This is a genomic window from Microbulbifer sp. TYP-18, from assembly GCF_040932045.1.
Lineage (GTDB): Bacteria > Pseudomonadota > Gammaproteobacteria > Pseudomonadales > Cellvibrionaceae > Microbulbifer.
Genome location: NZ_JBFRBC010000011.1, coordinates 78,169 through 102,576 on the forward strand (window position 1 = coordinate 78,169; position 24,408 = coordinate 102,576).

The window sequence follows — 24,408 nt, forward strand, 5'->3', positions numbered from 1 at the left end:
TGTAATTTTTGGGTGCGCAGGGCTGCCGCATATTGAATACATACTTTATGTTTTGCACTCCCGGTGCAGGATTTTTCTATTGGGGTAGAGTCTGCTTCCGCTCCTCATGTAATTATTCAGCTTGAAACTGGTGCCGGTTAACTTTCTTTATTGTGGGTCTTTGTGGGGAACTTAGTTTATGAGTAACAAGACGTCAAGATCAAGGGCTAATTAGTCCGCTGGTCCGATATTGCATATTGTGCCAGGGCACCAACTGTAAATTGCTTTGCCCGGGGGTCTCAACGGGGAACACGGTCGCATAAAGCCGGATTGAGGAAAGCCAGGGAAGGCTTTTTCAACAACCTGTTGGGTGTGCCGCAAAGCTGAGTGTGAAGAAGCTCCCCAGGCGTTGACCAGTAACCATTGAGGTTTTTTGTCGGGTCCACTCTGCTATGATAGTTCGGTCGAGTGGCGGTACGACCTTGGGGATTGGTGCTTGATGAGGGCGCTTTGTTTTAGTTTGGTTGGGAGTAATGGCACTACTGGCAGCTGTGGATTCGCAAAGCCTGAGGTTGCACCGAATTATTCAGAGGTTCCCTAGCCGCCAAATTACCCGGCGATACTGGAGTGGAGGAATTTTCACAGCTGTAATTCAGTTTAATGACTTGTAATGGCGCGTAAGGATATGCGATCAAAGCTTTTTATTGGGCCGGGGCCGGGGCCGGGGCCGGGGCCGGGTTGGGGCAAACCCCGCTTGAAAACTGGGTCCGCAAGCCATTTTTTTGGGGCGCTGCGGAGCTAACGGCTTGCTGACAAGCCTTCTATGGCTTTGTCTGGTACGGATTTGTGACGTATATGTGCGCGGGTTTCGCCACAGGGCAAGCGGATAGAGGCTTGATATAGGGCGCAAACAATTTTGTTCAGGGTAGCGGGTTGCTGGCCAAACCCTGTTCATCTGTCTGCGAATATTTACTTTTGAAAAACCAGAATGATAATCAAACACTGTTATGAATAAACACATCGATTATTTCTCCGATCGCCAGCATCTCAGTTTTCCCGGCAATCGCGCGCCCTACTCGGACCGCATGGCCTACCTGTTGGCACAGGTGAGCAGCCTCGCCTACAAACCCATAGAAGTGCCACAACTGGTGGCGGATTCGATCCGGGCCGGCGCGGAGGAGGCGTCAGTGAATTCGCTGCTGCAACTGCTGGCGAAGATTCAGGCCTGCTATGGCGCGGCGGACCCGGCTCAGCGGGAGGCATTGATAGGGGAGCTGGACAGGGGCGGCCTCTACCTGGTGGATAACCTGAAACACACTGACGGCAATTACACGGATACACAGGGTTTGGTTTTGACCACCAGGCCGCTGGACAATCCGGGTTACAAGAGTCCACTGCCACCGCTGGTGATAGTGGCTTTCCGCGGTACCGAGAAAAGCTGGGCGGATGTAAAGACAGACTTGCGGTTTAATATGGTTCCACCGGGGGAGTATCTGCGCGGGGTAACCTGGCCGCGGGGCGCTGTGGCACATGCGGGTTTTACCGAGGGGCTGGCCAGTGTTGTGGCGGGGCTGGAGGAACACCTCAAGCCCTATGCGGCGCGGGATTACCCGATATTTTTTACCGGCCACTCTCTCGGCGGCGCCCTGGCGAACCTGGCCTGTCTCCATTTTGAGCAGCTCTTTCGCAGCGAGATCGGCTGCAATCCCATTGCGGCCTGCTACACCTTTGGTGCCCCCCGACTGGGCAATGCGGCGCTCATGGGCCTGTGCAAAACCCCGGTTTACCGCTATGTGAACGCCGCGGACCCGGTTCCCAAACTGCCGCCGGAGGCCTATTGGATCAAGTTCGGGATGAGCCTGCTCAAGGGAATGGGCGTGCTGTTCAGTTTCCCCCGGTGGGTTCACTGGATCCAGCGCAAGGTACTGGGGTTGAGAAGCTACTGCCACCAGGGCAGTGTGCGTTTCCTGCTACCGGTACCCGACACCAGTTCGGTGGAGGAGATGAGTGCACACCTGAAAACGGCGCCGTCGCTGGTGGCGAACCCGAGTACGGGATTTCAGGTGACCTCACTGTGGAGCTATGTGTTGCGGCGCAGGAAAATGCGTTTTGTCAAAGATCACAGTATCGAGAACTATATTATCAAGCTGCACTGGTGGACCAAGAGGCAAAACGCGGACCAGGGGGATACTGTGAAGCAGGCGGACACGCGCAAGAACTGGAGGGAGTTGAACCCTGTGGCGGCGGCGGAAGCAGTGGAAGGGGCTCCGGTCGAGCCCTAACCCGGCAGCTTATTCAGTTGCCGGGTTAGGGCGCGTTGAAAAGGACCGGGAATGCCTTTTTCAACGCGGGTCAGTGGTCACACAGTGTGTCAGGCGTTGACTGCGGCCGGCAGGTCCGCTGTCTCCTCTACCCCGGTTTCCTCCGGGCCCTGCACCGACTGGCGGATCAGGTAATCGAAGGCACCCAGTGCGGCGGTGGCGCCGGCTCCCATGGAGATCACTATCTGCTTGTAGGGCACGGTGGTGGCATCGCCGGCGGCGTAGATACCGGGGGCTGAGGTGGCACCGCGCTCGTCGATAAGAATTTCCCCGCTGGGGCTCAGGGCCATATCGCTGTCCTGCAGCCATTCGGTGTTGGGAATCAGCCCTATCTGCACAAATACACCGGCCAGTGGGAGATCGATACTGTCGCCGCTGACGCGGTTGGTGTAGCGCAGGCCGGTGACCTTGTTGCCGTCGCCGAGAATCTCGGTGGTCTGGGCGCTGGTGATTATTTCCAAGTTTTCCAGGGAGCGGGCCTTGCGCTGCAGCACCTGGTCGGCTCTCAGGGTGTCGGCGAATTCGAGTACGGTGACCCGCTCGACGATACCGGCGAGATCGATGGCCGCTTCGATGCCGGAGTTGCCACCGCCGATCACGGCGACGTGTCTGCCTTTGAAAAAGGGACCGTCACAGTGGGGGCAATAGGCAACACCCCGGGTGCGGTACTCGGCCTCGCCGGGCACGCCCAGCGCTCTCCACCGCGCACCGGGGGCCAGCACCAGGGCGCGGCTTGCGAGGCTGGCACCGCTCTGCAGGTCCAATTGCAACTGTGCCTCGCGCCGGATAGCCGTGGCTCTCTGTCCGCTGATAATGTCAACGCCATATTCCCTGACGTGTTGTTCCAGGCTGGCGGCGAGTTTGGGACCCTCGGTATAGGGTACGGAAATAAAGTTCTCTATGCCGACGGTATCCATCACCTGGCCGCCGAAGCGCTCCGCAACCAGTCCGGTGCGAATGCCTTTGCGCGCGGCGTAGATGGCGGCGGCGGCGCCGGCCGGGCCGCCGCCCACTACCAGCAGGTCGTAGGGGGCGCGCTGGTTCAACTGCACTACGTTGCGCTGAGCCGCGCCCTGGTCCAGCTTGGCGACGATTTCCGCCAGGGACAGGCGCCCCTGGGCGAAATGCTCTCCGTTCAGGTAAACCGCGGGTACCGCCATGATATTGCGCTGTGTCACTTCGTCCTGAAACAGGGCGCCATCCACCATCTCGTGGGTGATGCGGGGGTTGAGGGTGGCCATGAGGTTCAGGGCTTGTACCACATCCGGGCAATTCTGGCAGGAGAGGGAGATATAGGTCGTAAAATGGTAGTCGCCGTCCAACTGGCGGATTTGCTCCAGCAAATCCGGGTCCTCTTTGGGGGGGTGGCCGCCGGCCTGCAGTATGGCCAATACCAGAGAGGTGAATTCATGGCCCAGGGGAATGCCGGCAAAGCTGACCCGGGGCTGCTCTGCGCGCGGGGCTATAGCCATACTCGGCGTGCGCTCGCCAACCCCCGGCGCGATGCCGATCTTGGGGGAGAGGGCGGCGATTTCCCCGGCCAGCTGTTCCAGTTCCCGTGACTTGGGGCTCTTGTCACCGGACACACGAATTTCGATCGGATTGACAAGTTTTTGCAGATAGGTTTCCAGCTGCTGCTTCAGGGTTGCATCCAACATCTGTGTATCCTGTGTAAAATCGATGTTGTAAAAAAGCCCGCCCGAAGGCGGGCCAACAGGGTGTTAGGCTCAGATCTTGCCAACCAGATCGAGGGACGGCGCCAGGGTTTCCTCGCCCTCTTTCCATTTTGCGGGGCAGACTTCACCCGGGTGCGCAGCTACGTATTGAGCGGCCTTGATCTTGCGCAGCAGGTCCTGGGCATCGCGGCCGATACCCCCAGCGGTGATTTCTACTATCTGGATGCGGCCGTCGGGATCGATGACGAAGGTGCCGCGGTCCGCAATGCCTTCCTCTTCAATCATCACGCCAAAGTTGCGGGTGATGGTGCCGGTGGGGTCACCGATCATCGGGAACTGCAGTTTGCCGATGGTTTCCGAGCTGTCGTGCCACGCTTTGTGGGTGAAGTGGGTATCGGTGGATACCGCGTAAATCTCCACACCCAGTTGCTGAAACTCTGCGTAGTTGTCCGCCAGGTCGCCGAGTTCGGTGGGGCAGACAAAAGTAAAGTCAGCGGGATAGAAGAAGACTACAGACCATTTGCCTTTCAGGTCGGCGTCGCTGACGTCGATGAAGTCTCCGGTCTGGTAGGCTTTGGCCCGAAAGGGTTTGATTTCGGACTGGATATAGCGGGACATGATTGCTCCTTCAGGTTGTTGGCTTGCCATCGCAAGTATTCATTTCGAGATTGATTCTATTGACTGCCCTGTATTAATAGAAATGATCAATATTTATAAGTTTGATAGTTTTTTATGATTAGTGCTCTTGAGCCAATAGCTCTTATCCGCTGCCCGGAACCCCCGGAGCCCGGGTCGCAAAAGGGGCCAGGCCGGTGACGCGGGAAGAGGGAGGGGCGATAGCCGGGCCTCCACAGGCGCCGCAGCGGTTGTTCGTTTTGCTGATGGGGTCACAACTGGCATTGCTGCTGCTGGCAGCGGCGGGCTTTTACCTGACTTCTCTACCGCTTCCCGAGACGGGCTCGTCGGTGCTCCGGGAGCTTGCGGTGGGGCTTGTGGGCGGGGGGCTGAGCTATCTGGCGGCGATGGCACTGACGCGCTCGGATACGGCGGTGGGGGCCACCCTGAGGCACCACTGCCGGCAGCTGAGCCGGCTGTTTTGTGGCTTTTCCTGGCCGCAGATTGTGTGCCTGGCCCTGGCGGCGGGTATCTGCGAGGAGCTGTTGTTTCGCGGCTTTTTACAGGGGTGGCTGGCAAGCCTCGGCGGGCCTGTTACGGGTATTGCGCTGGCGTCGCTGGTATTTGCACTGCTGCACGCGGTGTCGCCGATTTACTTTGCGGTAACGCTGGTTATGGGGCTTGTACTGGGGCTGGCCTATTGGCTCAGCGGCGACCTTCTGGGCGTTATGTTGTGGCACTCTGTATACGATCTTGTGGCGATCGGACTGTTGGTGAAATACCCCCACTGGCTGGGAGTACCGATGGGCCCAGGGCCTGTTGACACTAACTGAGTTGGCCCTGGCAGGCCGTAGAAAAAGTGTTTTTCAGCAGCCTGCTGTCCCGAACAGGGAGGTTCGGGCCACAAATCAAGCATGTAACTGCTTGATTTGTCGTGGAGGGTTTGAGGAAAGCCAGGGAGGACTTTCTCAACAACCTGCTAGGGCCTGTTCACACTAACGGAGTTGGCCCTGTTGTGACAGAAAAGGTGCCAATCGAGGCAAGAGGAGCGCGGTTTGGTTGTTCCAAATGAGCGACGAGCAACGAAGAGTGGCGCCTTTTCCGGCACAACCCGAAGGGCTGCCCCTGGTTTCGCGCCCTGCGGCGTTAGAAGTTGCTTATGTGGACCCACCACACTGCGCAATTCCTGCCTTGCAGGCCACAAAACCTGAAGCAGCAGGGCTATCTCAGTTAGTGTGAACAGGCCCTAGGTAAGGCTGAGCACTATGCTGGCCAGGGCCAGGACTGTGAGGGCAATGGCGATGGCCGCAACCAGGCCGTCGTGGGCGACCAGCGCCAGGCCGAAGGTTGTCAGGGCGATGCCGGCGATGGTGGCGGAGAGCGGCACCAACTCCATCACCGGCAGGGTCAGCGCTATGATCATGCAGATGAGTGCGATGAGGTTGGTACCGGCGCGCCCGGTTAAAAATTGCAGCCGCGGTCGCAGCCAGCGATCGATAAATCCCGCCGGTTTTTGCAGCCAGCCCAGGGCGCGCAGCATTTTTTGTTTGGACAGGGAGCGCCGCAACAGCCACTGTGGAAGCCAGAAGTGGTCGCGGCCCAGCAGCATCTGTACGGCGACCAGCGTGACCAGTACCGCCATGAGGGTGGGGATGCCGGGGATGCCGCTGAGGGGTGAAAACAGGATGATGCCAACCAGCAGCAACAGCGGCGCGAAGGAGCGGCGGCCGACCGCGCGCACAACCAGCGCCAGGGATACGCGCTTGCGGTGCTCGGCGGTATGCGAAATATGTTGCAGCAGCTGTTGCAGGCTGGTGAATTCAAACGGCATTTTTCGTTACTCGTCGCTCATTTGGAACAACCAAGCCTCGCTCCTCTTGCCTCGATTGGCGCTTTTTCTGTCACAACAGCCCCTACTCAGTTAGTGTAAACAGGCCCAGGGTTGTGCGGGAGAGAGTTTGCGCAGGATTAATCGGGCAATTGAATAAGCTGCCGGGTCAATGGGGTAAAAGGATGTGCCACCGCCGGGCGGAGGCCGGCGCAAGCTGTTGAAAAGCCAGCGATTCCGCGTGATTGCGCAGATCTTTAAAGGCAGCAGCCCAATAGATGGGGGATCAGCTGTCGAATTGCCGGCTAGCCAAATACGGATGGAGAGGCTGTGGCTGCTGGAGCCGCAGTGCAGGGATAGCGGTTGATTGTGAGATCGCTGCCGCGGCCAGCCTGTTGCTGTGCCAGCGGCGACAGCAAGTTTGTCACCAGGTCTGCATTTGATAACCCAGCTGCACTATCCGGTCTCCCTCCCGGTCGAAGGGCAGGCTGCCCTTGCCGAAGGTCAGTGCCAGGTTGTTGGGCAGATACAGCGCGATGGTGGAATAGGTGTACTGGTCCAGGTCCGCATCGCGGATCTGCATCGGTGCGTCCATTTCCCGGTATTCGTTGTAGGTCAGTTCAACCTTTTTTACTGTGCTGGTGGGGGCCAACCGCACTGAATATTCGATACGCATATGGACGCGGTCGAAGTCTTCCAGGGCATCGCCCAACAGCTGCTTGCGCTGTTCATCCCCGGACGGGTCCACGGAACCATAGGACAGCCTGAACACCAGGTCGTCTTTGGCAAGCAGGGTATTGGTATCCGCAAAGGCCATGGTGGCACCGTACACCGACTGGTTGTTGTCGAAACCCTCGTCCCCCTCTTCGCTGTAAAATGCGCCCACTTCATAGATGGCGGTTTCGCTCAGAAAGGACTGGACCTCTGCACCCAGATCCAGGGTGACATTGCTGAAATCCTGCGGGTTTTCGTCCACCAGCGCGACGCTGCCATTGGCCTCGAGTTTTGCCCGCGGCAACCACAACTGGGCCACGTCGTCTCCCCACTGGCGGTAATCACCGTTGATGCTGCGCTTGTAGGTGTACTCCAGGGCGAGGCCGCTGATATTTTCCGGTGACGAATTTGTGACGTTCAGATCCAGGGTCAGTCCTTTCAGCGGACTGAAGCGGGTTTCAGTTTCGGCTTCGGGGAGTACGGCGGTGTCAGTCTCGGTTTGGGCAAGAGCGAGGGCGCCCGGCTGCGCGGATAAAAGAAGACCGCTGATCAATAGAAATCTTTTATCCATTATTCTGAGTCCCCGTTATAAAACGCAGCGTGCACCACGCCGGCGATCGCCAGGAGCGTGGAGTCTTTGTTGGTAAATACTTCAGACAAACCCACAAAGGCTTGAGTATATTGCTGTCTGCTCAGCTTGCTGTCACTGAGGTACAGTTTGCGGAAGGCGTTCAGAAATGTCTTGGCATAGCTTTTGGCACGCAGCTCGGTTTCATGTCCACTGCCAAAAAACAGCAGTAAATGGCCGATGGTGGCCTCCCCGGCATCGGCGAAGGGCAATCCGTCCTCGTCAAAAGCGTCAAACAGTTTGTCGTTTTCGAGAATGCGATAGGTGGCGATACAGGCCGGACTTTCCTGCCATGCTGTTAAGCTCATTGTCTCTCTCCCCATTTCCATGAGATCTTTTGTTGGCATCCATAAACCGCAATGGACGCGGAATTAAAACATCAAACCATTGCGCCTGCAAAATCGTGTTTAAACAATGGATATCGATAAAATTTTTATTTTTTGCACGATGTACCGGCGCTACTAAGCTGTCTAACAGGCTGCTAAAAAGGTTTTGCAGGTGTTCGTCGCAACCCGGGCTGAAATAAAATCGGGCTAGGCTTTTGCAACCACCCGATAGTTTTGGAACGGGTGCTTCTACTGCGCCTGTGAAAATAGGGGCGCAGGTAATTGCCCCAGTTTGTTTCCCCGACAGACTGGGCATGGCGACTGAGTGCAGTGGGCGGTACTGGCGTACGAGTTGGCCAAACTGCCCTTGGCTGGCTGGAACCGGGGGGAGTAAATATGTTCCAATAAACCGGACCTTCTGGCTCTGTGACAACCCGACAAAAATAACACTATGGCAATCACTCGAAAGCACTTTATCGTTTTGGGGCCGGTACTGGCAGTAATTTTCTACGGCCTGCTGGACTATCTGGGAATGCCCTACCTGCCGGCGGTCACCGCCGCCATCACACTGCTGACGGTGATCTGGTGGGTGACGGAGGCGCTGCCCATACCGGCCACTTCGCTGGTGCCTTTTGTATTGCTGCCGCTGTTCGGGGTGGCGGACCACAAGCTGGTGGCCTCCGCGCTGGGCAGCCATGTCATTCTGTTGCTGATGGGCGCCTTTATGCTGTCGAAGGCGCTGGAGAACAGCGGTGCCCACGAGCGACTGGCGCTCTATATGCTGAAGCTGGTGGGCGTATCCAGCGGCCGGCGGCTGGTGCTGGGATTTATGCTTGCCTCGGGGCTGCTGAGCATGTGGATTTCCAATACCGCCACCACCCTGATGATGCTGCCTATCGCCCTGGCGATTCTGTCGCGGGTGGACAATCACCGCCTGACAGTGGCGCTGATTCTGGGTATCGCCTACGCGGCCAGTCTGGGGGGCGTGGGCACGCCCATCGGCACTCCCCCCAATGTGATTTTTATGGGTATTTACGAGGAGGTCACCGGGCGCGAGTTCAGCTTTGTGAACTGGCTTGGCATAGGCCTGCCGGTGGTGCTGGTGACACTGCCGCTGATGGCGCTGTGGCTGACCCGCAGTATCCGCCTGGACAAATCCATCGAGCCGCCGCAGGTGGGGGACTGGCGGCCGGAGGAGCGCCGTACCCTGGCGGTGTTTGCGCTCGCTATCCTGTGCTGGGTAACCCGCAAGGAACCCTTCGGCGGCTGGAGCGGCCTGTTCGGCGTTGAGGGCGCCGGCGACGGCACCGTGGCCCTGGGCGCGGTGGTGTTGATGTTTATGGTACCCAATGGCCGCGGTGGCCGATTGCTGGACTGGCAGAGTGCCGAGCGTGTGCCCTGGGGAATGCTGTTGTTGTTTGCCGGCGGTATCGCTATTGCCAAGGGGTTTCAGGCCTCGGGTCTGAGCGACATGATGGGCGCTGGCCTGGCGTTTCTTACCGCCATGCCCCTGTGGCTGATGCTGGTGCTGTTGTGCCTTTCGGTCACTTTTCTTACGGAGATCACCAGCAATACCGCTACCGCGACACTGCTGATGCCGATTCTCGCGGTAGCCGCCGAGTCCGCGGGCCTGGATCCGATGGTGCTGATGATTCCCGCCGCCATGTGCGCCAGCTGTGCCTTTATGCTGCCGGTGGCCACGGCACCCAACGCCATTGCCTACGGCACCGGCAAGGTGAAAATTCAGGAGATGGTCAGGGAGGGTGTGGTGCTCAGTGTGTTGGCGTCGCTGATCATCGCGGGAATGAGCGGGCTCTTGCTGGTGTAAAAATGCTCTGGCTCAACTGGCGGGATGCCCACCGGCATCAGTTGCCGGCCATTTTGTTGTCAAAGGGACAATTCCATCGGCGATCTTCGCGGATGGAATTGTTGTTCCCGGGCAGTCATATGAAACGCCGCAAGGGATTGCTGACAACCGCTTGCGGCAGCTGGGTCAGGGGGCTACGCAGACCAGACAGCGGACATAGAGAGCGCGGGGGTCGCGGTAGCTCTGCAGCTCGGCGATGGGTGCCAGAGCCGGTTCCAGGCTGCTGATCCAGGCCGCCAACGGCAGATTGGCCTCCAGGCGCGCTGCCAGCTGCGCGTCCACACCGTCTGCCAGGGCCCGCATCAGGCGTTCGCTCGGAGTGAGGGGGCGCTGTATCTCCACCAGCTGGTAGTCCTCCAGGTCCGCCAGCTTTGCCGCGGCGGCGACGGCTTCGTTGAGGTTACCCAGGTCATCCACCAGCCCCAGCTTCTGCGCCGCGCGCCCGGTCCAGACCTGGCCCTGGGCGATTTTGTTCACTTCCTCGGGGGTGCTGCCGCGGGATTCAGCCACCAGCTGCAGGAACCGGGCATAGGTATTCTCAACCCCCTGTTGCAGTACGCTGGCGGCCGCTTCCGGCAGGGCGCGGTCGATGCGCATGGCGCCCGCCAGATCGGAGGTGCCGACACCGTCGTTGTATATGCCCAGGTACTCGAGGGAGTCCTCGATGGTGGGGAAGGCGCCAAAAACACCGATGGAGCCGGTAATTGTGGAGGGCGAGGCCCAGATCTGGTCGCCCCCGGTGGCTATCCAATAGCCGCCGGACGCCGCCACACTGCCCATGGAAATTACCACCGGGATACCGGCCTGGCGGGTGGCCAGCAGTTCCTGGCGGATCGCCTCGGAGGCGAAAGCGGAGCCGCCGCCACTGTCGATGCGCAACACCAGGGCTTTTACCTTCTTCTCACGGGCAGTGGCGATCAGTTTGCCCAGAGTGGCGCTGCCGATCTGTCCCGCCGGGGCCTCGCCGTCAATGATGGTCCCGGATGCGGAGATCAGGGCGATTTTCGACGTTTTGCCGGTGGGGTTGGGGATATGGGTGAGCTTCTGGTGGCGCAGGTAGGGCAGGGCATCCACCGACAGGTAGCTCTGCTTGTCGTCGCTGAGTCCGATATCCTCCTGCAGTTTCTTGACCACCACTCGGCGGCTGGCCAGTTGGTCCACCAGCTTGTTGCCCAGGGCCGCTTCGGCCCAGCTGCCCTGGTGCTCAGCCAATTGCTGCGGCAGCTCATCGATAAAGATATCGATGGCGTCCGGCGGCAGGTCGCGCAGCCCGGTCACCTGTTCCGTATATTCCGTCCAGAGTTCGTGCAGCCAGCGCTGATTGTTCTCCCGCGAGGCGGGGGACATGTCGTCGCGGGTGTAGGGTTCTATGTAGTCCTTGTAGTCGCCCACGCGGAAAACATGGAAGTTGATCTTCAGCTTGTCCAGCGCGCTCTTGAAATAATTGCGGTAGGCGCCAAAGCCGGTCAGCAGCACCGACCCCATAGGATTGAGGTAGATTTCGTCGGCGTGGCTGGCGAGGAAGTATTGCGCCTGGGTGAAATTATCACCCACCGCATAGATGGGTTTGCCGGATGTCTTGAAGCGCTGCAGGGCTTCGCCGATTTCCTCCAGTTTGCTGAGGCTGCCGCCCACCAGATAATCCAGTTCCAGCACTACGGAAGAGATGCGTTTGTCCTTGGCGGCGTAATCGATAGCGTCGACCAGATCCTTCACGCGGGTTTCCACCGGCGCGCGCGATCCCTCCAGCAGGCCCGGCAGGCCGCCGGTGGATGAAAGCTCATCGACCAGGAACCCGGCGGGCGCCAGCCGCAGGGCCGCGCCCTGGGGAATGGTGAGCCGCTCTTCCTTGCCCACGATCAGGACGACGATAAACAGCAGTATCAACAGGAATAACACATTGGCGACCAGATGCCGCAACCAGGTAATGATGGCGCCGATGGCGCCGAAAAAGCGGCGGATAAACCCCTTGCGATGGACTGATTCTGTCAAACCTCAATACTCCTCGTTACTCTGGCAGGCGGATGCCCACCAACACTGCCCCCAGAGGGGTTGTGCCGTTGCGGTTTGCACCGCGGGGACCGGCTGTATTACTGGCTGGGCTGCCAGCGGCTGGTCATCATGGCGCTAAAAAACAGGGTAAGGCTTAGGGCCAGGAGTGCGCCATGCTGCCAGTCGCGCCCAGGCATCACTACGTCGACGGTGCTGGCGCAGATGTAGATCAACAGGATAAAACACAGCCACAGATAACTTTTCCTGCGCCGCTGGATCAGCCCCGGCAGCACCAGCAGCAGCGGCACCGTCTGCAGTATCCAAAGCCCCACCGAACCACTTGGAAGCGCCAGGTTCCACACTGTGAACAGCAGTATCATGCCCAGGTAGCAGACCCAGTTGAGGGACTGTGCAAAGCGCAGTTTTGCGCTGCTGGAACCGCTCACTTCCGCTCACCCAGCTGGCGCGCCAGTTTGCCAACCCGCGCGCCCAGGGCCCGGCACAGGGACTTCTCCTCGTCGCTCAGGTCGGCGCCGTCGGTCCCGGACCAGTGGGAGGCACCGTATGGGGTGCCGCCGGTTTTGGTGTGCATCAGCTCGGCTTCCGAGTAGGGAATCCCGGCGATCAGCATGCCGTGGTGCAGCAGGGGCAGCATCATGGAAATCAGAGTGCTCTCCTGGCCGCCGTGCAGGCTGCCGGTGGAAGTAAAGACGGCGGCGGGTTTTCCCGCCAGACTGCCGTCCAGCCACATATCTCCAGTTTGGTCGAGAAAGTGGCGCAGCGGTGCCGCCATATTGCCAAAACGGGTCGGGCTGCCCAGCAGCAGGCCGGCGCAGTGGCGCAGTTCGTCGGTATGGCAATAGGGGGCGCCGGAGTCCGGCACAGGTGGCAAACTGGCCTCGGTATCCGCGGATACCGGCGGCACGGTGCGCAGTCGCGCGGGGATGCCGGCGGACTCCACCCCCCAGGCCAGTTCGGTGGCCATTTTGGCGGTGGAACCGTTGCGGCTGTAGTAGAGGACGAGAATATAGGGGTCGGAGTCCTGGCTGGTATCCCTCACAGCAGTTCCAGCACCTTTTCCGGGGGCCGCGCCACTACCGCCTTGTCGCCATTGACGACGATGGGGCGCTGGATCAGTCGGGGATGCTGCGCCATGGCGTCGATCAGCTGCGCCTCGCTGAGGCCGGCTTCCCCCAGTTGCAGCGCCTTGTATTCCTCCTCACCGGTGCGCAACAGGTCTCGGGCGGTGATACCCAGTTGGCGCAGCAGTTCGGCCAGGGTTGTGGCGGACGGCGGCGTTTCCAGGTAGAGGACTGTGTTCGGTTCAATGCCACGATCCTGCAGCAGCTGCATGGTTTGGCGGGATTTTGAACAGCGCGGGTTATGGTAAATCGTCCACATTGGCACAGGATCCTGTTAAGGTTTGGCGTATTCTAACAGGCTGACCAGATCCGTCCTATGTTGTAACAGGACCTTTAGAGCGGCCGGACAATCTAAAGAGTGGAATTCACCATGACGGAACTGGTGCATCGCTGGCGTCGCTTTCTCACTTCCCTGTGGGTGTTGTTCAACGATAAAAACTGCCGCCAGAACGCCGCGGCGCTCACCTATATGACACTGTTCGCCATTGTGCCGCTGGTGACGGTCAGCTACGCGATGCTGTCCCTGTTTCCGGATTTCGCCGGTCTGGAAAAGCGCCTGCAGGAACAGATTTTTACCCACTTTGTGCCGGAGAGCGGCCGCGAAGTACAGGAGTACATCAGCAGCTTCTCCTCCCAGGCGCAGCGGCTCACCGGTGCCGGTATTGCGATCCTGCTGGTGACTTCCGGCTTTATGCTGCGCAATATCGAAGCTACTTTTAACGCTATCTGGGATATTCCCCGGGGCCGTAAAGGTGTCTCCAGTTTCCTGTTGTACTGGGCGGTGTTGAGCCTGGGTCCTATTTTGCTGGGCGCCGGTCTGGCGGCCACCACTTATCTGATGTCGCAGCGCTTTTTCCTGTCCGAAAGCGATACTCTGGGGGTGGTGCCGATAATTTTGAGCTGGTTGCCGGGGGTTTTCACCACTCTCGCATTTACCCTGTTGTTTATTGCGGTCCCAAATTGTCGGGTGCGGTTTCGCTACGGTCTGGTGGGGGGGGTGATCACCGCCTTTGCGTTTGAGGTGGCGAAAAATCTGTTTGGGTTGGTGGTGGCACGCAGTTCCGTGCAGGCCATCTACGGCGCCTTTGCGTTTGTGCCCCTGTTTCTGCTTTGGATTTACCTCATCTGGGTGATAGTCCTGGCGGGCTGTGTACTGGTGCGAACCCTGTCGGTCTACCACGCCGCGGCACAGGGGCGCCAATACACGGATATTGCCGCCGCGCTGGTACTCTTGTGGGAACTGTTCAAACGATACCAGCAGGGATTGTCGCTCAGGGAGCAGGATATATCCCGCGCGGGCATCAAGCCCTTCCAGTGGGCGCGCATTCGCCAAACCCTCGAAAAGCACAAGCTGCTGGCACAGACGGAACGCGGCGACTATCTGATGCAGCGGGATCTGGATTCGGTTACGGTGATGCAGTTGGTGGACTGGCTCAATCCGGCGGCGATACCCAGTTACCGGCACGGTGAACTCGGCAGCCAGCCCTGGTACCGGGAGGTGGAGCAGAAGTTTACCGATACGCAGGAGTTCGCCGCCCAGCAACTGGAGTTCAGCCTCGGCGCGCTGTTTCGCGCGACCCTGGAAAGGGAAGAGGCGGCGAAGGCAAGTGGCGGTAAGGCACAGCGGGGAAATAATGAAGCTGAAAGTAGTAAAGCCAACACTAAATCCGGCAGCGATTCTGTGGGCGGTGTTTCTGTTATCGGTCGCCGGAATAAGCGGGTGTAACCGGGGCGGCGACGGGCTGCAGACAATCGGTGGCGAGCCCGTTCCCACCAGCGGTCGGGTACTGCTGGTGAATTACTGGGCGGAGTGGTGCAAGCCCTGTCGCGAGGAGATCCCGGAACTCAACCACTTCGCCCGCGAGATGGATGGGGTGCAGGTGGTCGGGGTCAATTACGACCAGCTGCCCGCGGAGACTGTCGCGCGGCAGGCGCGGCAGTTGGGTATCGAGTTTCCCCTGCTGGCCGACGACCCGGCGTGGAGATGGGACCGCCCCCGGCCCAGTGTGCTGCCGAGCACTTTGATTATCGGTCCCGATGGCCGCTGGCGTGTAACATTGGTGGGGCCACAGACGACGGATACCCTGCGCGAGGCGGTGGCGGTGCTGCTGGGGCAGGACGCCGACGCGGTGGAATGACGACTGGAATAACCGCCCTGTGCGGATCGGGATAAACAATCATGCAAATGAGTACACTGTTGCTGCTCGGACTGTTTCTGGTGCTGCTGTGGTCTCTGAATCGCTGGCACCGCAGTCGCGAATCACTGGCCCCGGCCGTCTTCGCGGGGCTGGTACTGGGCGCTGTCTACGCCGGCTTTTTGCAGCTGGCGCGCCAGTGGGCGGCGGCACCGACACAGGAGGTACTGGCCTGGGTCGACCTGCTCGGCGACGGCTACGTGAACCTGCTGCACCTGCTGGTGATGCCGCTGGTGCTGGTGTCCATCCTCGGTGCGGTTGTCCGGATCAGCAGCACCCGCTCCCTGGGCAAGATCAGCCTGTCGGTCCTGGCGGTACTGCTGGGTACTACCGCCATAGCGGCGTTGGTGGGGGTGTTGATGGCACAGCTGTTCGGCCTCACCGCCAGCGGTCTGGTGGAAGGCGCCCGCGAGGTTGCGCGGGCAGAAGTGCTGGACCAGCGCCTTGGGCGGGTGGAGGGACTGTCCATCCCGGCGATGCTGCTGTCGTTTATCCCCAAGAATATTTTTTACGATTTGACCGGTGCCCGCGATACTTCCGTAATCGCGGTGGTTGTATTTGCCATTTTGCTGGGGCTGGCGGCACTGGCGGTGCGCCGAGACAACCCGGAGCAGGGTGCGCTGATCGAACAGTTTGTCGGTGTCGCCCAGAGCTGGATCATGAAGCTGGTGCGCCTGGTGATGGCGTTCACACCCTACGGGGTTATGGCTCTGGTGGCGGGTCTGGTGGCCAGATCCAGCTGGGCGGACATACTCAATCTGTTCAGCTTTGTGTTGGCCTCATTTGTGGCCATAGCGCTGATGTTTGTGGTCCACGGGCTCCTGCTGATGGCGAATGGCGTGTCCCCGCGGCGCTATTTCGCCAAGGTCTGGCCGGTACTGGTATTCGCGTTCAGCTCGCGCTCCAGTGCGGCGACCATTCCCCTCAATGTGGAAACGCAGATCGGCGGCCTGGGCAACGCCCCGGCGATCGCCAATTTTTCCGCGTCTTTTGGCGCGACCATCGGCCAGAACGGTTGCGCCGGTATCTACCCCGCCATGCTGGCGGTCATGGTGGCGGTGCCCATGGGCATCAATGTCCTGGATCCGCTCTGGCTGACCACCCTGGTGGCGGTGGTGGTGATCAGCTCCTTCGGTATCGCCGGTGTTGGCGGGGGCGCCACATTTGCCGCTCTGGTGGTATTGCCGGCCATGGGGCTGCCGGTGACCATTGCCGCGCTGCTGATTTCGGTGGAACCGCTGATCGATATGGCGCGCACGGCCCTCAACGTCAACGGTGCCATGACCGCCGGTACCCTCACCCAGCGCTGGTTGGGTGACGCATCGGCGGCGGCACCGGAGCTGGCGCGCCCCTGATCCCCCTGTTGCAGCGACCCCCGGCCGCCACCGGCTATCGGGTTCAGCCTCGATTCAGCGACGCGGTACTAGAGTGCTCCCATCATTGCCAGATGAGAGCTTGAGTCATGACGTCGTATAAACACATTTTGTTTGCCGCGCTGGTAGTCGGCTTGGTGGGTGTCAGTGCCGGGGTAAGGGCCGGCGGCTACCATTCCGGTGGCTATTCCGGTGGGGATTACGATTTTGCCCGGGTGGTGGACGTGGCGCCGGTGTATACGGACGTCCAGGTGCGGACCCCGCGCACCCAGTGTTGGGATGAGCAGGTGGCCTACCCGGGGCGGGCCAATCCCGCGGGCACGCTTCTCGGTGGTCTGATCGGCGCGGCGGTGGGCAATCAATTGGATCACCGCAGTCGCGGCCGCAAGGCGCGCACTGTGGCCGGTGCCGCGGTGGGTGCGGCCATAGGGCACAGCATCAGCAGTCAGCGCCACTCCCGCTATGTCACCGAGCAGCGCTGCCGGACTGTGGACGAATTCACCACCCGCCGCGAGCTGGTCGGATACGATGTGCGCTACGACTACAATGGCCGGGAGTATTTGACTCGCACGGAACGGCATCCGGGCGATAGAATCAGGGTCCGCGTCGATGTGTCTCCGGCCTGGTAGTTGGGGGCACTGTGAATAGGGGCGCGTCTAACCGGTGTTTACAGGAGCGAAACAGTGAAATTTCCCGGCGTCTGGCTGTCCCCGTACCTGGCGGCGGCTGTGCTCGCGGGCCTAATGGCCCCGCCTTTACAGGCGCGTACGGTCGACTACAGCGGTATAAAGGAGCCGCTGTTTACCCTGGTGCAGCAATCGGGAGTCTCCCGCAGTGAGGCAGCGGAGATCGTCAAGCGTCGATATGGCGGCAAGATTCTGGCCATATCGGTGGTCAAAAGAGATGGTCGCCGCATGTATCGGGTCAAGGGGCTTTCGGATCAAAGTCAGGTCTATGTGGTCTATGTGGACAAGAAGACCGGCCGGATTTCATCCTGAGCCGCGGACCAGGGTTAGCGCTGAATCAGCGGGGGAATTGCCATGCGCGCATTGCTAGTGGAAGACGAGGAGTTGTTGCGCCTGCAGCTGGCGGACTCCCTGCGCACTGCCGGCTATACGGTGGACGAAGCGCCGGACGGACGGGAGGCCCTGTACCTGGGACGCGAATACTCCTACGACGTGGGGGTGATGGATCTGGGCCTGCCGGAAATAGATGGCATCCAGGTTATTCAGACCCTGCGGGACGAAGATAAACACTTTCCCATCCTGATTCTCACCGCCCGGGGGCACTGGCAGGAGCGTGTCGCCGGACTCGAAGCGGGCGGCGATGATTACCTGGTGAAGCCCTTTCACACCGAAGAGTTGCTGGCCCGCCTGAACGCACTGGTGCGCCGCTCCGCGGGATTTTCCTCGCCCACCATCAAGGCCGGGTCCATTGCCCTGGACACCAGCGCCCAGAGGGTGACGGTGGATGGTGCAGAGCTGGAACTGACTTCGTTCGAGTACAAGGTACTCGAATACCTGATGCTGCACCCGGACCAGGTGGTTTCGAAAACCGTGTTGACGGAGCATATCTACGAGCAGGACTGCGACCGGGACAGCAATGTGATCGAGGTTTTTATCGGCCGGCTGCGCAGGAAGTTCGAAACGGTAGCGCAGCTGAAGCCGATCGAGACATTGCGCGGGCGCGGCTATCGATTTGTCGCGCCGGATGAATCCCGCTAGACGGGCCCTTGTCCGTGCGCGCTAGCTGGCTCAATTCCCTCAAGGGGCGTCTGTCTCTGGTCACCGCGGCGGTGCTGGTGATCTTCGTACTGTTTATTTCCGGTGCGCTGGAGCACGCCTATCGCATATCGCTGGCGGAGGCGAAACAGCGCGAGCTGCAACTGCATGTCTACACCCTGCTGGCGGTGGCGGAACCGGATGGGGAGCGGCTCTATTTTCCCCCGGTACTGCCGGAGCAGCGCTTCAACCAGCCGGATTCCGGCCTGATTGGTATGGTGATTGATGGGAGCGGCAAACTCATCTGGCGTTCGGCGTCGGCCATATCACCCCGCCAGATACAACTCCGCCCACTGCCCCAGGGGGACCAGGCCTTCACCCAGATTGTCATGCCCGACGCCGCCGATGGTGACGCGGAGGGACGGCGCTATTCCAGTTTTCGCCAGGGCGTCGCCTGGGGGCTGGACAACCAGCAGCAGTTTACCTTTGCGGTATTGGAGGACGCTGCACCCCTGCGCGCCCAGGTTGCACAATTCCGCTCCACGCTTTGGCGCTGGCTGGGGTTCGGTGCCGTGCTGCTGGTGCTGGTCCAGTGGCTGGTGTTGCGCTGGGGCCTGGCGCCGCTGAATACAGTCGCCCGGGCGCTGCAGAAAATGCAGCGTGGTGGCAGCGATACGCTACAGGGCAATTTTCCGCGGGAATTGCAACCCCTCACCGACAACCTCAATCTGCTGATAGAGAATGAACGCCGCCAGCGGGAGAAAACCCGCAACACCCTCGCGGATCTGGCCCACAGTATGAAAACGCCACTGGCGGTACTCAAGGGATTGAATTTCTCCGCCGACCCGCGCACTGCCTACAACAATCTCATTGAACAGGTGCAGCGCATGGACGCTATTGTCAGCTACCAGTTGCAGCGCGCCGTGGCAACTACTCCCAAGTCGATTCTGCGCGGTGTCGAAGTGGCGCCGCTGGCGCAAAAGATTGTTGCAGCGCTGGAAAAAGTCTACCGGGAGACACCTGCCGAGGTCAGTTTACACTGCCCGGAAGACACCCTGTTTTACGGTGATGAAGGTGATTTGATGGAGCTGTTGGGCAACCTGCTGGACAACGCCTATAAATACGGCGCCGGGCGCATCGAGGCCGCCATCAAAAATCACGACAGTGATCGGGGACTGCACATCAGCGTTGCGGATAACGGCCCCGGTATCAGCGAAGACCAGTGGCGCAAAGTGACCCAGCGGGGTGTGCGCGCGGACGAGCGACAGCCGGGGCAGGGCATAGGTCTCGCGATTGTGATCGATATAGTACACAGCTATGGCGGTGATATCGCCGTGGCGCCGTCGGCGATGGGAGGCGCGGAGATCTCCATCGACCTCAAATAAGCCGGCGCGTCCACAGCGCAAATCTCACAGGCCATAGTCCGCCGCCACCTGCAGCGCAGCGTTGCCCCGCTCGCTCCCACCGGGTGTCACCTGTCGCCAGAGGCTGTCCGCCAGCGCCTGCACCGGCACTTTGCGACCCTCGGCCAGCCAGAGGGCGATACTGGCGGCCACATCCGGCCACTGGATACACACGCCGGTGGGATCGGTGGCCAGCCAGCTGCCGATACTGTCGGCATCCAGGTTTTTCACCACCTGTGCCAACTGCAGCATCGAGAGCGCCCGGGCGTTGGCTTCCTGTTCGAACTGTCCCGCCAGGGGGCGGCTGAGGATGGGCTTGCCCAGTGCCAGCGTCTCCGCGATCAGCTCGAAGCCGCTGTTGCAGATGACCGCCTGCGCGGAGGCCAGGTCCCGCTGGAAGCCGCCCACCGAGGGGGGGCGCAGAAGCAGATTCTGTGCCGCGGCGAGGTCGGTGGGCACACCGTAGACGATAAACCGCTGGGGTAGTTTGGCCAGTTCCCGCAACAGGGTTTCGTGGTGCTCGAACGGCAGGTAGACGAGGATATGATCACCGTCGCTGGCGTCCCCGCTGTGGGTTTGGGCAATGGGCGGCAGAATAGGGTTGCCGAAGTGATACCAGTGGTTGCCGAGGCCGGTCTTTGTGGGTGCGAACAGCCGCAGTATGGCGCGGGCCAGCCAGTTGTGGCGCGGCGCCGGTATTGGATAGGCAAAGGCGTACTGGTGCCCCAGGCCGAGGCTGTCTCTGCCGCGATACCTGGCCGCCCAGGCGGACACAGGTTCGAAATCGCTGATCACCAGATCGTAGTCGCGCACCGGCAGCGCGCGGATGTCCCTGAACAGCCGGCCGGGGTGCAGTTGCCTGGCGGTCGCCAATTGGTCGATCCTGCCCTTGCGGTGCACAAAAGTCAGCCCTTCACGCCACCAGAAGTCCCCAAACGCGTCCATGCTGAACAGTTTGTCGCGGGGGCGGCCAGTAAACAGCCACTGCACTTCCAAGTGCGGGTGGTTTTGCAGCGCCTTGGCCATGGCCCGGGCGCGGGAAATATGTCCATTGCCCGTACCCTGTACCCCATAGAGTATTTTCACAGCACAACTCCGCCCAGTGCCAGGCCGACACCGGTGCCCAGCGCCGCGCCGGCACACACATCGGTGGGGAAGTGTACACCCAGGCCGACACGCGAGGTGCCCACGCCCGCGGCCCAGCAGTAGCCCAGGGCGCACAGGGGGCTCAATAGCTGGGACGACAGGGTGACGAACAGGAAGGCGCCGGAGGTGTGCCCGGAAGGCAGGCTGAAACGGTCACTCGCGACAATGATCGAGCGCATGCCGGGAATCGCCTGCGGCGGGCGCAGCCGCCGGGTGGTGTTTTTGATGGTCCAGTAGAGGGATCGCTCCACGGCGAAGGCGGCGCCACAGATGTATAAAAACTTGATCGCAGCGGCGGTGCCGCTGACCAGTGCCACTGCCAGGGGCGAGAGCAGATAGAGCCAACCGTCCGCGGACCTGGACAGCCACAGATAGCTTTTGCAGGACGAGGGTCTCGAAGCGCGCTGCACCATACGCAGGGCCAGTGACACGTCGAAACTTTTGATAGTGACGGCTAGGTTTCGCATGGGAGCCAACTTAGGCGGCACAGATTGCGCAGTGTTGACAGATTTATGTCAGGAAAATGAAATTTGGAGGGGTGGGCTCCGGAAACCTCTGATACATTGATTACTACCCCAGCGAAGCCTGTGGCACCGCTTGGCGAAGGTCAGGGCTGCTTGTCCTTGAGGAGCCAACACGTTCAATTGACGCCACAGGCCCTGGGTAAGGGCTTGCCGGCCGCAAATCACGCGTTACAGGCCTGATTTGCGGCCCCAACCTTCCTGCCTATATAGCAGGTGCTGGCATATCTTTTTCCGCAGCCTATTGGCTACCGGGTCGGGCGTAAAGTTTTACTCTTCATCTATAACTTCCCAATGGGTTCCATTGAATTCATAGGCCCGATCTTCCCCTGTTCTAATTACCTCTCTAAGCCCGTCATGGTAGATAGAAGACGAGTAGGTGGCCTTATGAGTAAAACTCACGATTTTACCTTTTTGGACGTTGTCACTTGGAAGATAAAACTCTCCAGCCCAGGCCCCATCTGCTGTACTGACGTAAATAATATCGTACTCGGACAGCAAGCCTGCAATATTATCATTAAATTTGCCCAGTGCTAACTTCGTGTTTATTTCAACTGTGAAATCCAGTGCGACGGTTGACATTTGCGGCGATTTGTCCGTAAAAAATGACAGGTACACGCCAGCCACTGGTGTATCTACAAATTTTAGTTTTACTTGATTGGTATTATTTTGGGTAACTTCGATGCGTAGGTCATCCGTTGATAAAAGCCTTAAACTTAATTGCTCAACATCAAATTTATCGCTGTAAAGCTCAAAAATATACTCATCGCTGGTTTTATCGTAACGTCGCATTGTAACGATGTCGGATGGAATATACTGGGTTCCGATATTAACCAGATAGTCATCGACTACTTTTTTACCAAACAAATCATCGATTCCATTTGCTGATGGCCATCCGTCCGCATGACCAAATCCATGATTATGATAATACTCATGTATTAACGCCTGCCAACCCTCTATCTGCTTGCTGTAGGTTCCCGTTGCCATATAACCCATCAGTGTGGGATGCATCCAGATTACGTGACTGTTCTCTGACATGGAGGTTGCAATAAAGCTTAACGCTGATGCAGTCGCCAAACCCCATACATCGTTATCAATCCACAAGTCAGTATTTACAGCAGATACTGACTTGGCAAAATAAGTATCTATTGCATAGTTTTCAGCGGTATCTCCGTAGTTTTTACAGGTGGAATTATCGTTGCAAATAAGCTTTAAGTGTTCAGTCACTTCATTTAAACTTTCCGGAGAGTTCATCATAAAGCGATCATAAATTTGAGCTTTTTCAGAGTTCGAGCGCTCCACGTTATTCAAATAACGCGAATTGGAAGTCTGAACGTGTATCCTTTGTGCCTGATAGTTAATGACTGAATTCGATATTGATTCAGAGTTGATAACTGTGGCACCAGTCCATTCAGTGGCAATATTTGCCTTTGAGTAAGCCGGCAGTGAAGGTTCCAAGGTTACCTTGAATACATTGTTATTCAATGCCAGATTTAATTTGTTTAATGTATAAGGCGTATTGTTTGTCAGCGTATTGTCTGTTATGGAAATGTTGCTTAGGTCGACTTTTGCAGGCTTGTTGAGTTCAAGTATATGGCTTAATAATAATTGTGAGGATTTGGCTGCCTTGGTTTGTGTTTTATCCAGCTTGATTCTAATTAATCTGTTGTTTTGGTATTCTACAGTTTCGCCTTGCTGGTTGGTCTCCTGTTTTATCCGATAGTCAAATTGTGTGCTGGCATCTTTTGCCCAAATTCGGTTTCTATAGCTGGATTGAAGCGGTGCAATAAGATTTGTATCTGAACTTTTTTCACCGATCTTGACAGTATCCGTCATACCGTTAACACATTTTCCAAGCTGATAAGGCCACTGGTAATTCAGTAACCAGCCCGCTGGAATGCTGCATTCAAAATCAAGTGAATCTGAAGGATTATTTATCTGAACAATAAATACGGTATTTTCTTCTAGCGCATTTTTCGTATTTATTTGACCAATATCATATTGGTAAGCGCTGTCACCTCCCAACGCTTCTGGCTTTAAAGTCACAGTCACGCGGTCCGCAGCTGTCTCTACTCCATCGCTTACCTTTACTTCAAAGATATACTGGGCCTCGGTTTCCAAGCTCACAACGGAAAAATAAGGAAGCGCAGTCATACTATTGTGGAGTAAAACCTGGGGGCCTGAAATCTGTGTCCAGTGATAGGTCAGGTTATCGCCGTCTGCATCCGTTGAAGCCGATGCATTTAGACTGATATTTTGCTTCGGTAACTGAACGGTGAAGTCAGCGCCTGCATTGGCTACCGGTGCATGATTGTCAGCTACAGATGCCCGGGCATCAATGATAATACTTCTGCTCGCTGTGGATGTGCCATCCGATACAGCTACTTCAAAGATAAAACTTGTATCTTCGGATAGGCTTGGAAGGTCAATGGTTGCTTTTGCCTGACCTGCATTCGCTATAGGTAGCGTCAGGCCTTGTATTTGGGTCCATTGATACGTTAAGGCATCTGACTGTTCGTCATAAGAGCCACTGGCATCAAGGGTAACTGCTGTAGGCGTTTGTACTGTTATTTCTGGCTCCAATACTACAATAGGTGCTGTATTGACCGTAGTATCTTCACCTCCACATTCCACTGCATTCAACTCAATCAGTAACCATGCCTCTTGACCCCAGTTAGGGTCAGCTACCGATGTTGGAGCGTCCGGTGACGGTTTGTCAGAGGAGCCGGCCCACCATTTGGCTTCGTATAAGTTGCCATCAAGGCAGACTTGATTGCCCCCTGAGTAATTTTTACTCTGCCATTCCTCGGCGGAGAAGGCTAAGCCCGGCAGAAATATCGATCCCGCCAGGAAAATTCTTATTAGAGCTCTCATGTGTATAGATCCTTTGTACTTATTAGTAGTGCGTAACTTTTTTACCTGCCAGTGCAGTATAAAAAATACTTATATTTACAACTGCCT

General features: G+C 58.4%; 22 protein-coding genes. 10 read left to right on the top strand and 12 right to left on the bottom strand.

Going from position 1 to position 24,408, the window contains the following annotated elements:
- The first annotated feature begins 986 nt into the window (after window positions 1–986).
- Window positions 987–2,261: a hypothetical protein gene (locus tag ABVT36_RS10900; RefSeq protein ID WP_368456602.1), complete on the top strand. Its 1,275-nt coding sequence runs from the start codon at window positions 987–989 to the stop codon at window positions 2,259–2,261.
- Between the two features lie 89 nt (window positions 2,262–2,350).
- Here the strand turns inward: ABVT36_RS10900 and ahpF are convergent, their stop codons facing one another.
- On the bottom strand, window positions 2,351–3,958 hold the full coding sequence (ahpF, locus tag ABVT36_RS10905) for an alkyl hydroperoxide reductase subunit F (RefSeq protein WP_368456603.1): 1,608 nt from the start codon (window positions 3,956–3,958) through the stop codon (window positions 2,351–2,353).
- 69 nt (window positions 3,959–4,027) lie between these two features.
- The gene (gene ahpC, locus ABVT36_RS10910; protein WP_367151111.1) at window positions 4,028–4,594 is read right to left on the bottom strand and encodes an alkyl hydroperoxide reductase subunit C; all 567 of its coding nucleotides are present in this window, start codon (window positions 4,592–4,594) and stop codon (window positions 4,028–4,030) included.
- Window positions 4,595–4,788: 194 nt separating this feature from the next.
- Between ahpC and ABVT36_RS10915 the strand changes: the two genes are divergently transcribed.
- Complete coding sequence (locus ABVT36_RS10915; protein ID WP_368456604.1) at window positions 4,789–5,424, top strand: lysostaphin resistance A-like protein; 636 nt, start codon at window positions 4,789–4,791, stop codon at window positions 5,422–5,424.
- A gap of 413 nt (window positions 5,425–5,837) precedes the next feature.
- Here ABVT36_RS10915 and ABVT36_RS10920 read toward each other — a convergent pair whose 3' ends face one another.
- The 3 genes from ABVT36_RS10920 to ABVT36_RS10930 form a co-directional block, all read right to left on the bottom strand.
- Entirely contained in the window at window positions 5,838–6,422 is a 585-nt protein-coding gene (locus ABVT36_RS10920) for an exopolysaccharide biosynthesis protein (RefSeq protein WP_368456605.1), read from the bottom strand.
- A gap of 421 nt (window positions 6,423–6,843) precedes the next feature.
- Window positions 6,844–7,704, bottom strand: coding sequence for a hypothetical protein (locus ABVT36_RS10925; RefSeq protein WP_368456606.1), 861 nt, complete (start codon window positions 7,702–7,704; stop codon window positions 6,844–6,846).
- On the bottom strand, window positions 7,704–8,069 hold the full coding sequence (locus ABVT36_RS10930) for a hypothetical protein (protein WP_368456607.1): 366 nt from the start codon (window positions 8,067–8,069) through the stop codon (window positions 7,704–7,706). The genes ABVT36_RS10925 and ABVT36_RS10930 overlap by 1 nt, the downstream gene beginning before the upstream one ends.
- Window positions 8,070–8,538: 469 nt before the next feature.
- Here ABVT36_RS10930 and ABVT36_RS10935 point away from each other — a divergent pair, with 469 nt between their 5' ends.
- Entirely contained in the window at window positions 8,539–9,915 is a 1,377-nt protein-coding gene (locus tag ABVT36_RS10935) for a DASS family sodium-coupled anion symporter (protein ID WP_368456608.1), read from the top strand.
- A gap of 165 nt (window positions 9,916–10,080) precedes the next feature.
- On the opposite strand, the gene sppA is transcribed toward ABVT36_RS10935, so the two are convergent.
- The 4 genes from sppA to arsC form a co-directional block, all read right to left on the bottom strand.
- Entirely contained in the window at window positions 10,081–11,946 is a 1,866-nt protein-coding gene (gene sppA / locus ABVT36_RS10940; protein ID WP_368456609.1) for a signal peptide peptidase SppA, read from the bottom strand.
- 98 nt (window positions 11,947–12,044) lie between these two features.
- Window positions 12,045–12,392, bottom strand: a complete 348-nt coding sequence (locus ABVT36_RS10945) for a DUF2069 domain-containing protein (RefSeq protein WP_368456610.1) — start codon at window positions 12,390–12,392, stop codon at window positions 12,045–12,047.
- Window positions 12,389–13,006 (bottom strand): NAD(P)H:quinone oxidoreductase, encoded by a 618-nt coding sequence (gene wrbA / locus ABVT36_RS10950; protein WP_368456611.1) that lies wholly within the window; start codon window positions 13,004–13,006, stop codon window positions 12,389–12,391. Before wrbA ends, ABVT36_RS10945 begins: the two co-directional genes overlap by 4 nt.
- Complete coding sequence (gene arsC / locus ABVT36_RS10955; protein ID WP_368456612.1) at window positions 13,003–13,347, bottom strand: arsenate reductase (glutaredoxin); 345 nt, start codon at window positions 13,345–13,347, stop codon at window positions 13,003–13,005. Before arsC ends, wrbA begins: the two co-directional genes overlap by 4 nt.
- A 111-nt stretch (window positions 13,348–13,458) precedes the next feature.
- On the opposite strand from arsC, the gene ABVT36_RS10960 reads away from it, so the two are divergent.
- From ABVT36_RS10960 to ABVT36_RS10990, 7 genes are all read left to right on the top strand, one after another.
- Window positions 13,459–14,814 (top strand): YihY family inner membrane protein, encoded by a 1,356-nt coding sequence (locus ABVT36_RS10960; protein ID WP_368456613.1) that lies wholly within the window; start codon window positions 13,459–13,461, stop codon window positions 14,812–14,814.
- The gene (locus tag ABVT36_RS10965; RefSeq protein ID WP_368456614.1) at window positions 14,777–15,226 is read left to right on the top strand and encodes a TlpA family protein disulfide reductase; all 450 of its coding nucleotides are present in this window, start codon (window positions 14,777–14,779) and stop codon (window positions 15,224–15,226) included. The genes ABVT36_RS10960 and ABVT36_RS10965 overlap by 38 nt, the downstream gene beginning before the upstream one ends.
- A gap of 41 nt (window positions 15,227–15,267) precedes the next feature.
- Window positions 15,268–16,638: an L-cystine transporter gene (locus tag ABVT36_RS10970; protein ID WP_368456615.1), complete on the top strand. Its 1,371-nt coding sequence runs from the start codon at window positions 15,268–15,270 to the stop codon at window positions 16,636–16,638.
- A gap of 107 nt (window positions 16,639–16,745) precedes the next feature.
- Window positions 16,746–17,285 (top strand): glycine zipper 2TM domain-containing protein, encoded by a 540-nt coding sequence (locus ABVT36_RS10975; protein ID WP_368456616.1) that lies wholly within the window; start codon window positions 16,746–16,748, stop codon window positions 17,283–17,285.
- Between the two features lie 54 nt (window positions 17,286–17,339).
- Window positions 17,340–17,654 (top strand): PepSY domain-containing protein, encoded by a 315-nt coding sequence (locus tag ABVT36_RS10980; RefSeq protein WP_368456617.1) that lies wholly within the window; start codon window positions 17,340–17,342, stop codon window positions 17,652–17,654.
- Between the two features lie 42 nt (window positions 17,655–17,696).
- A complete protein-coding gene (locus tag ABVT36_RS10985) occupies window positions 17,697–18,380 on the top strand; it encodes a response regulator transcription factor (RefSeq protein WP_368456618.1) in 684 nt (227 codons plus the stop codon).
- A gap of 14 nt (window positions 18,381–18,394) precedes the next feature.
- Window positions 18,395–19,762 (top strand): ATP-binding protein, encoded by a 1,368-nt coding sequence (locus ABVT36_RS10990; RefSeq protein WP_368456640.1) that lies wholly within the window; start codon window positions 18,395–18,397, stop codon window positions 19,760–19,762.
- A 24-nt stretch (window positions 19,763–19,786) separates the two neighbouring features.
- On the opposite strand, the gene ABVT36_RS10995 is transcribed toward ABVT36_RS10990, so the two are convergent.
- The 3 genes from ABVT36_RS10995 to ABVT36_RS11005 form a co-directional block, all read right to left on the bottom strand.
- Window positions 19,787–20,866: an MJ1255/VC2487 family glycosyltransferase gene (locus ABVT36_RS10995; RefSeq protein ID WP_368456619.1), complete on the bottom strand. Its 1,080-nt coding sequence runs from the start codon at window positions 20,864–20,866 to the stop codon at window positions 19,787–19,789.
- A complete protein-coding gene (locus ABVT36_RS11000; protein WP_368456620.1) occupies window positions 20,863–21,393 on the bottom strand; it encodes a phosphatase PAP2 family protein in 531 nt (176 codons plus the stop codon). Before ABVT36_RS11000 ends, ABVT36_RS10995 begins: the two co-directional genes overlap by 4 nt.
- Window positions 21,394–21,717: 324 nt before the next feature.
- Complete coding sequence (locus ABVT36_RS11005) at window positions 21,718–24,321, bottom strand: hypothetical protein (protein WP_368456621.1); 2,604 nt, start codon at window positions 24,319–24,321, stop codon at window positions 21,718–21,720.
- Window positions 24,322–24,408 lie beyond the last annotated feature (87 nt).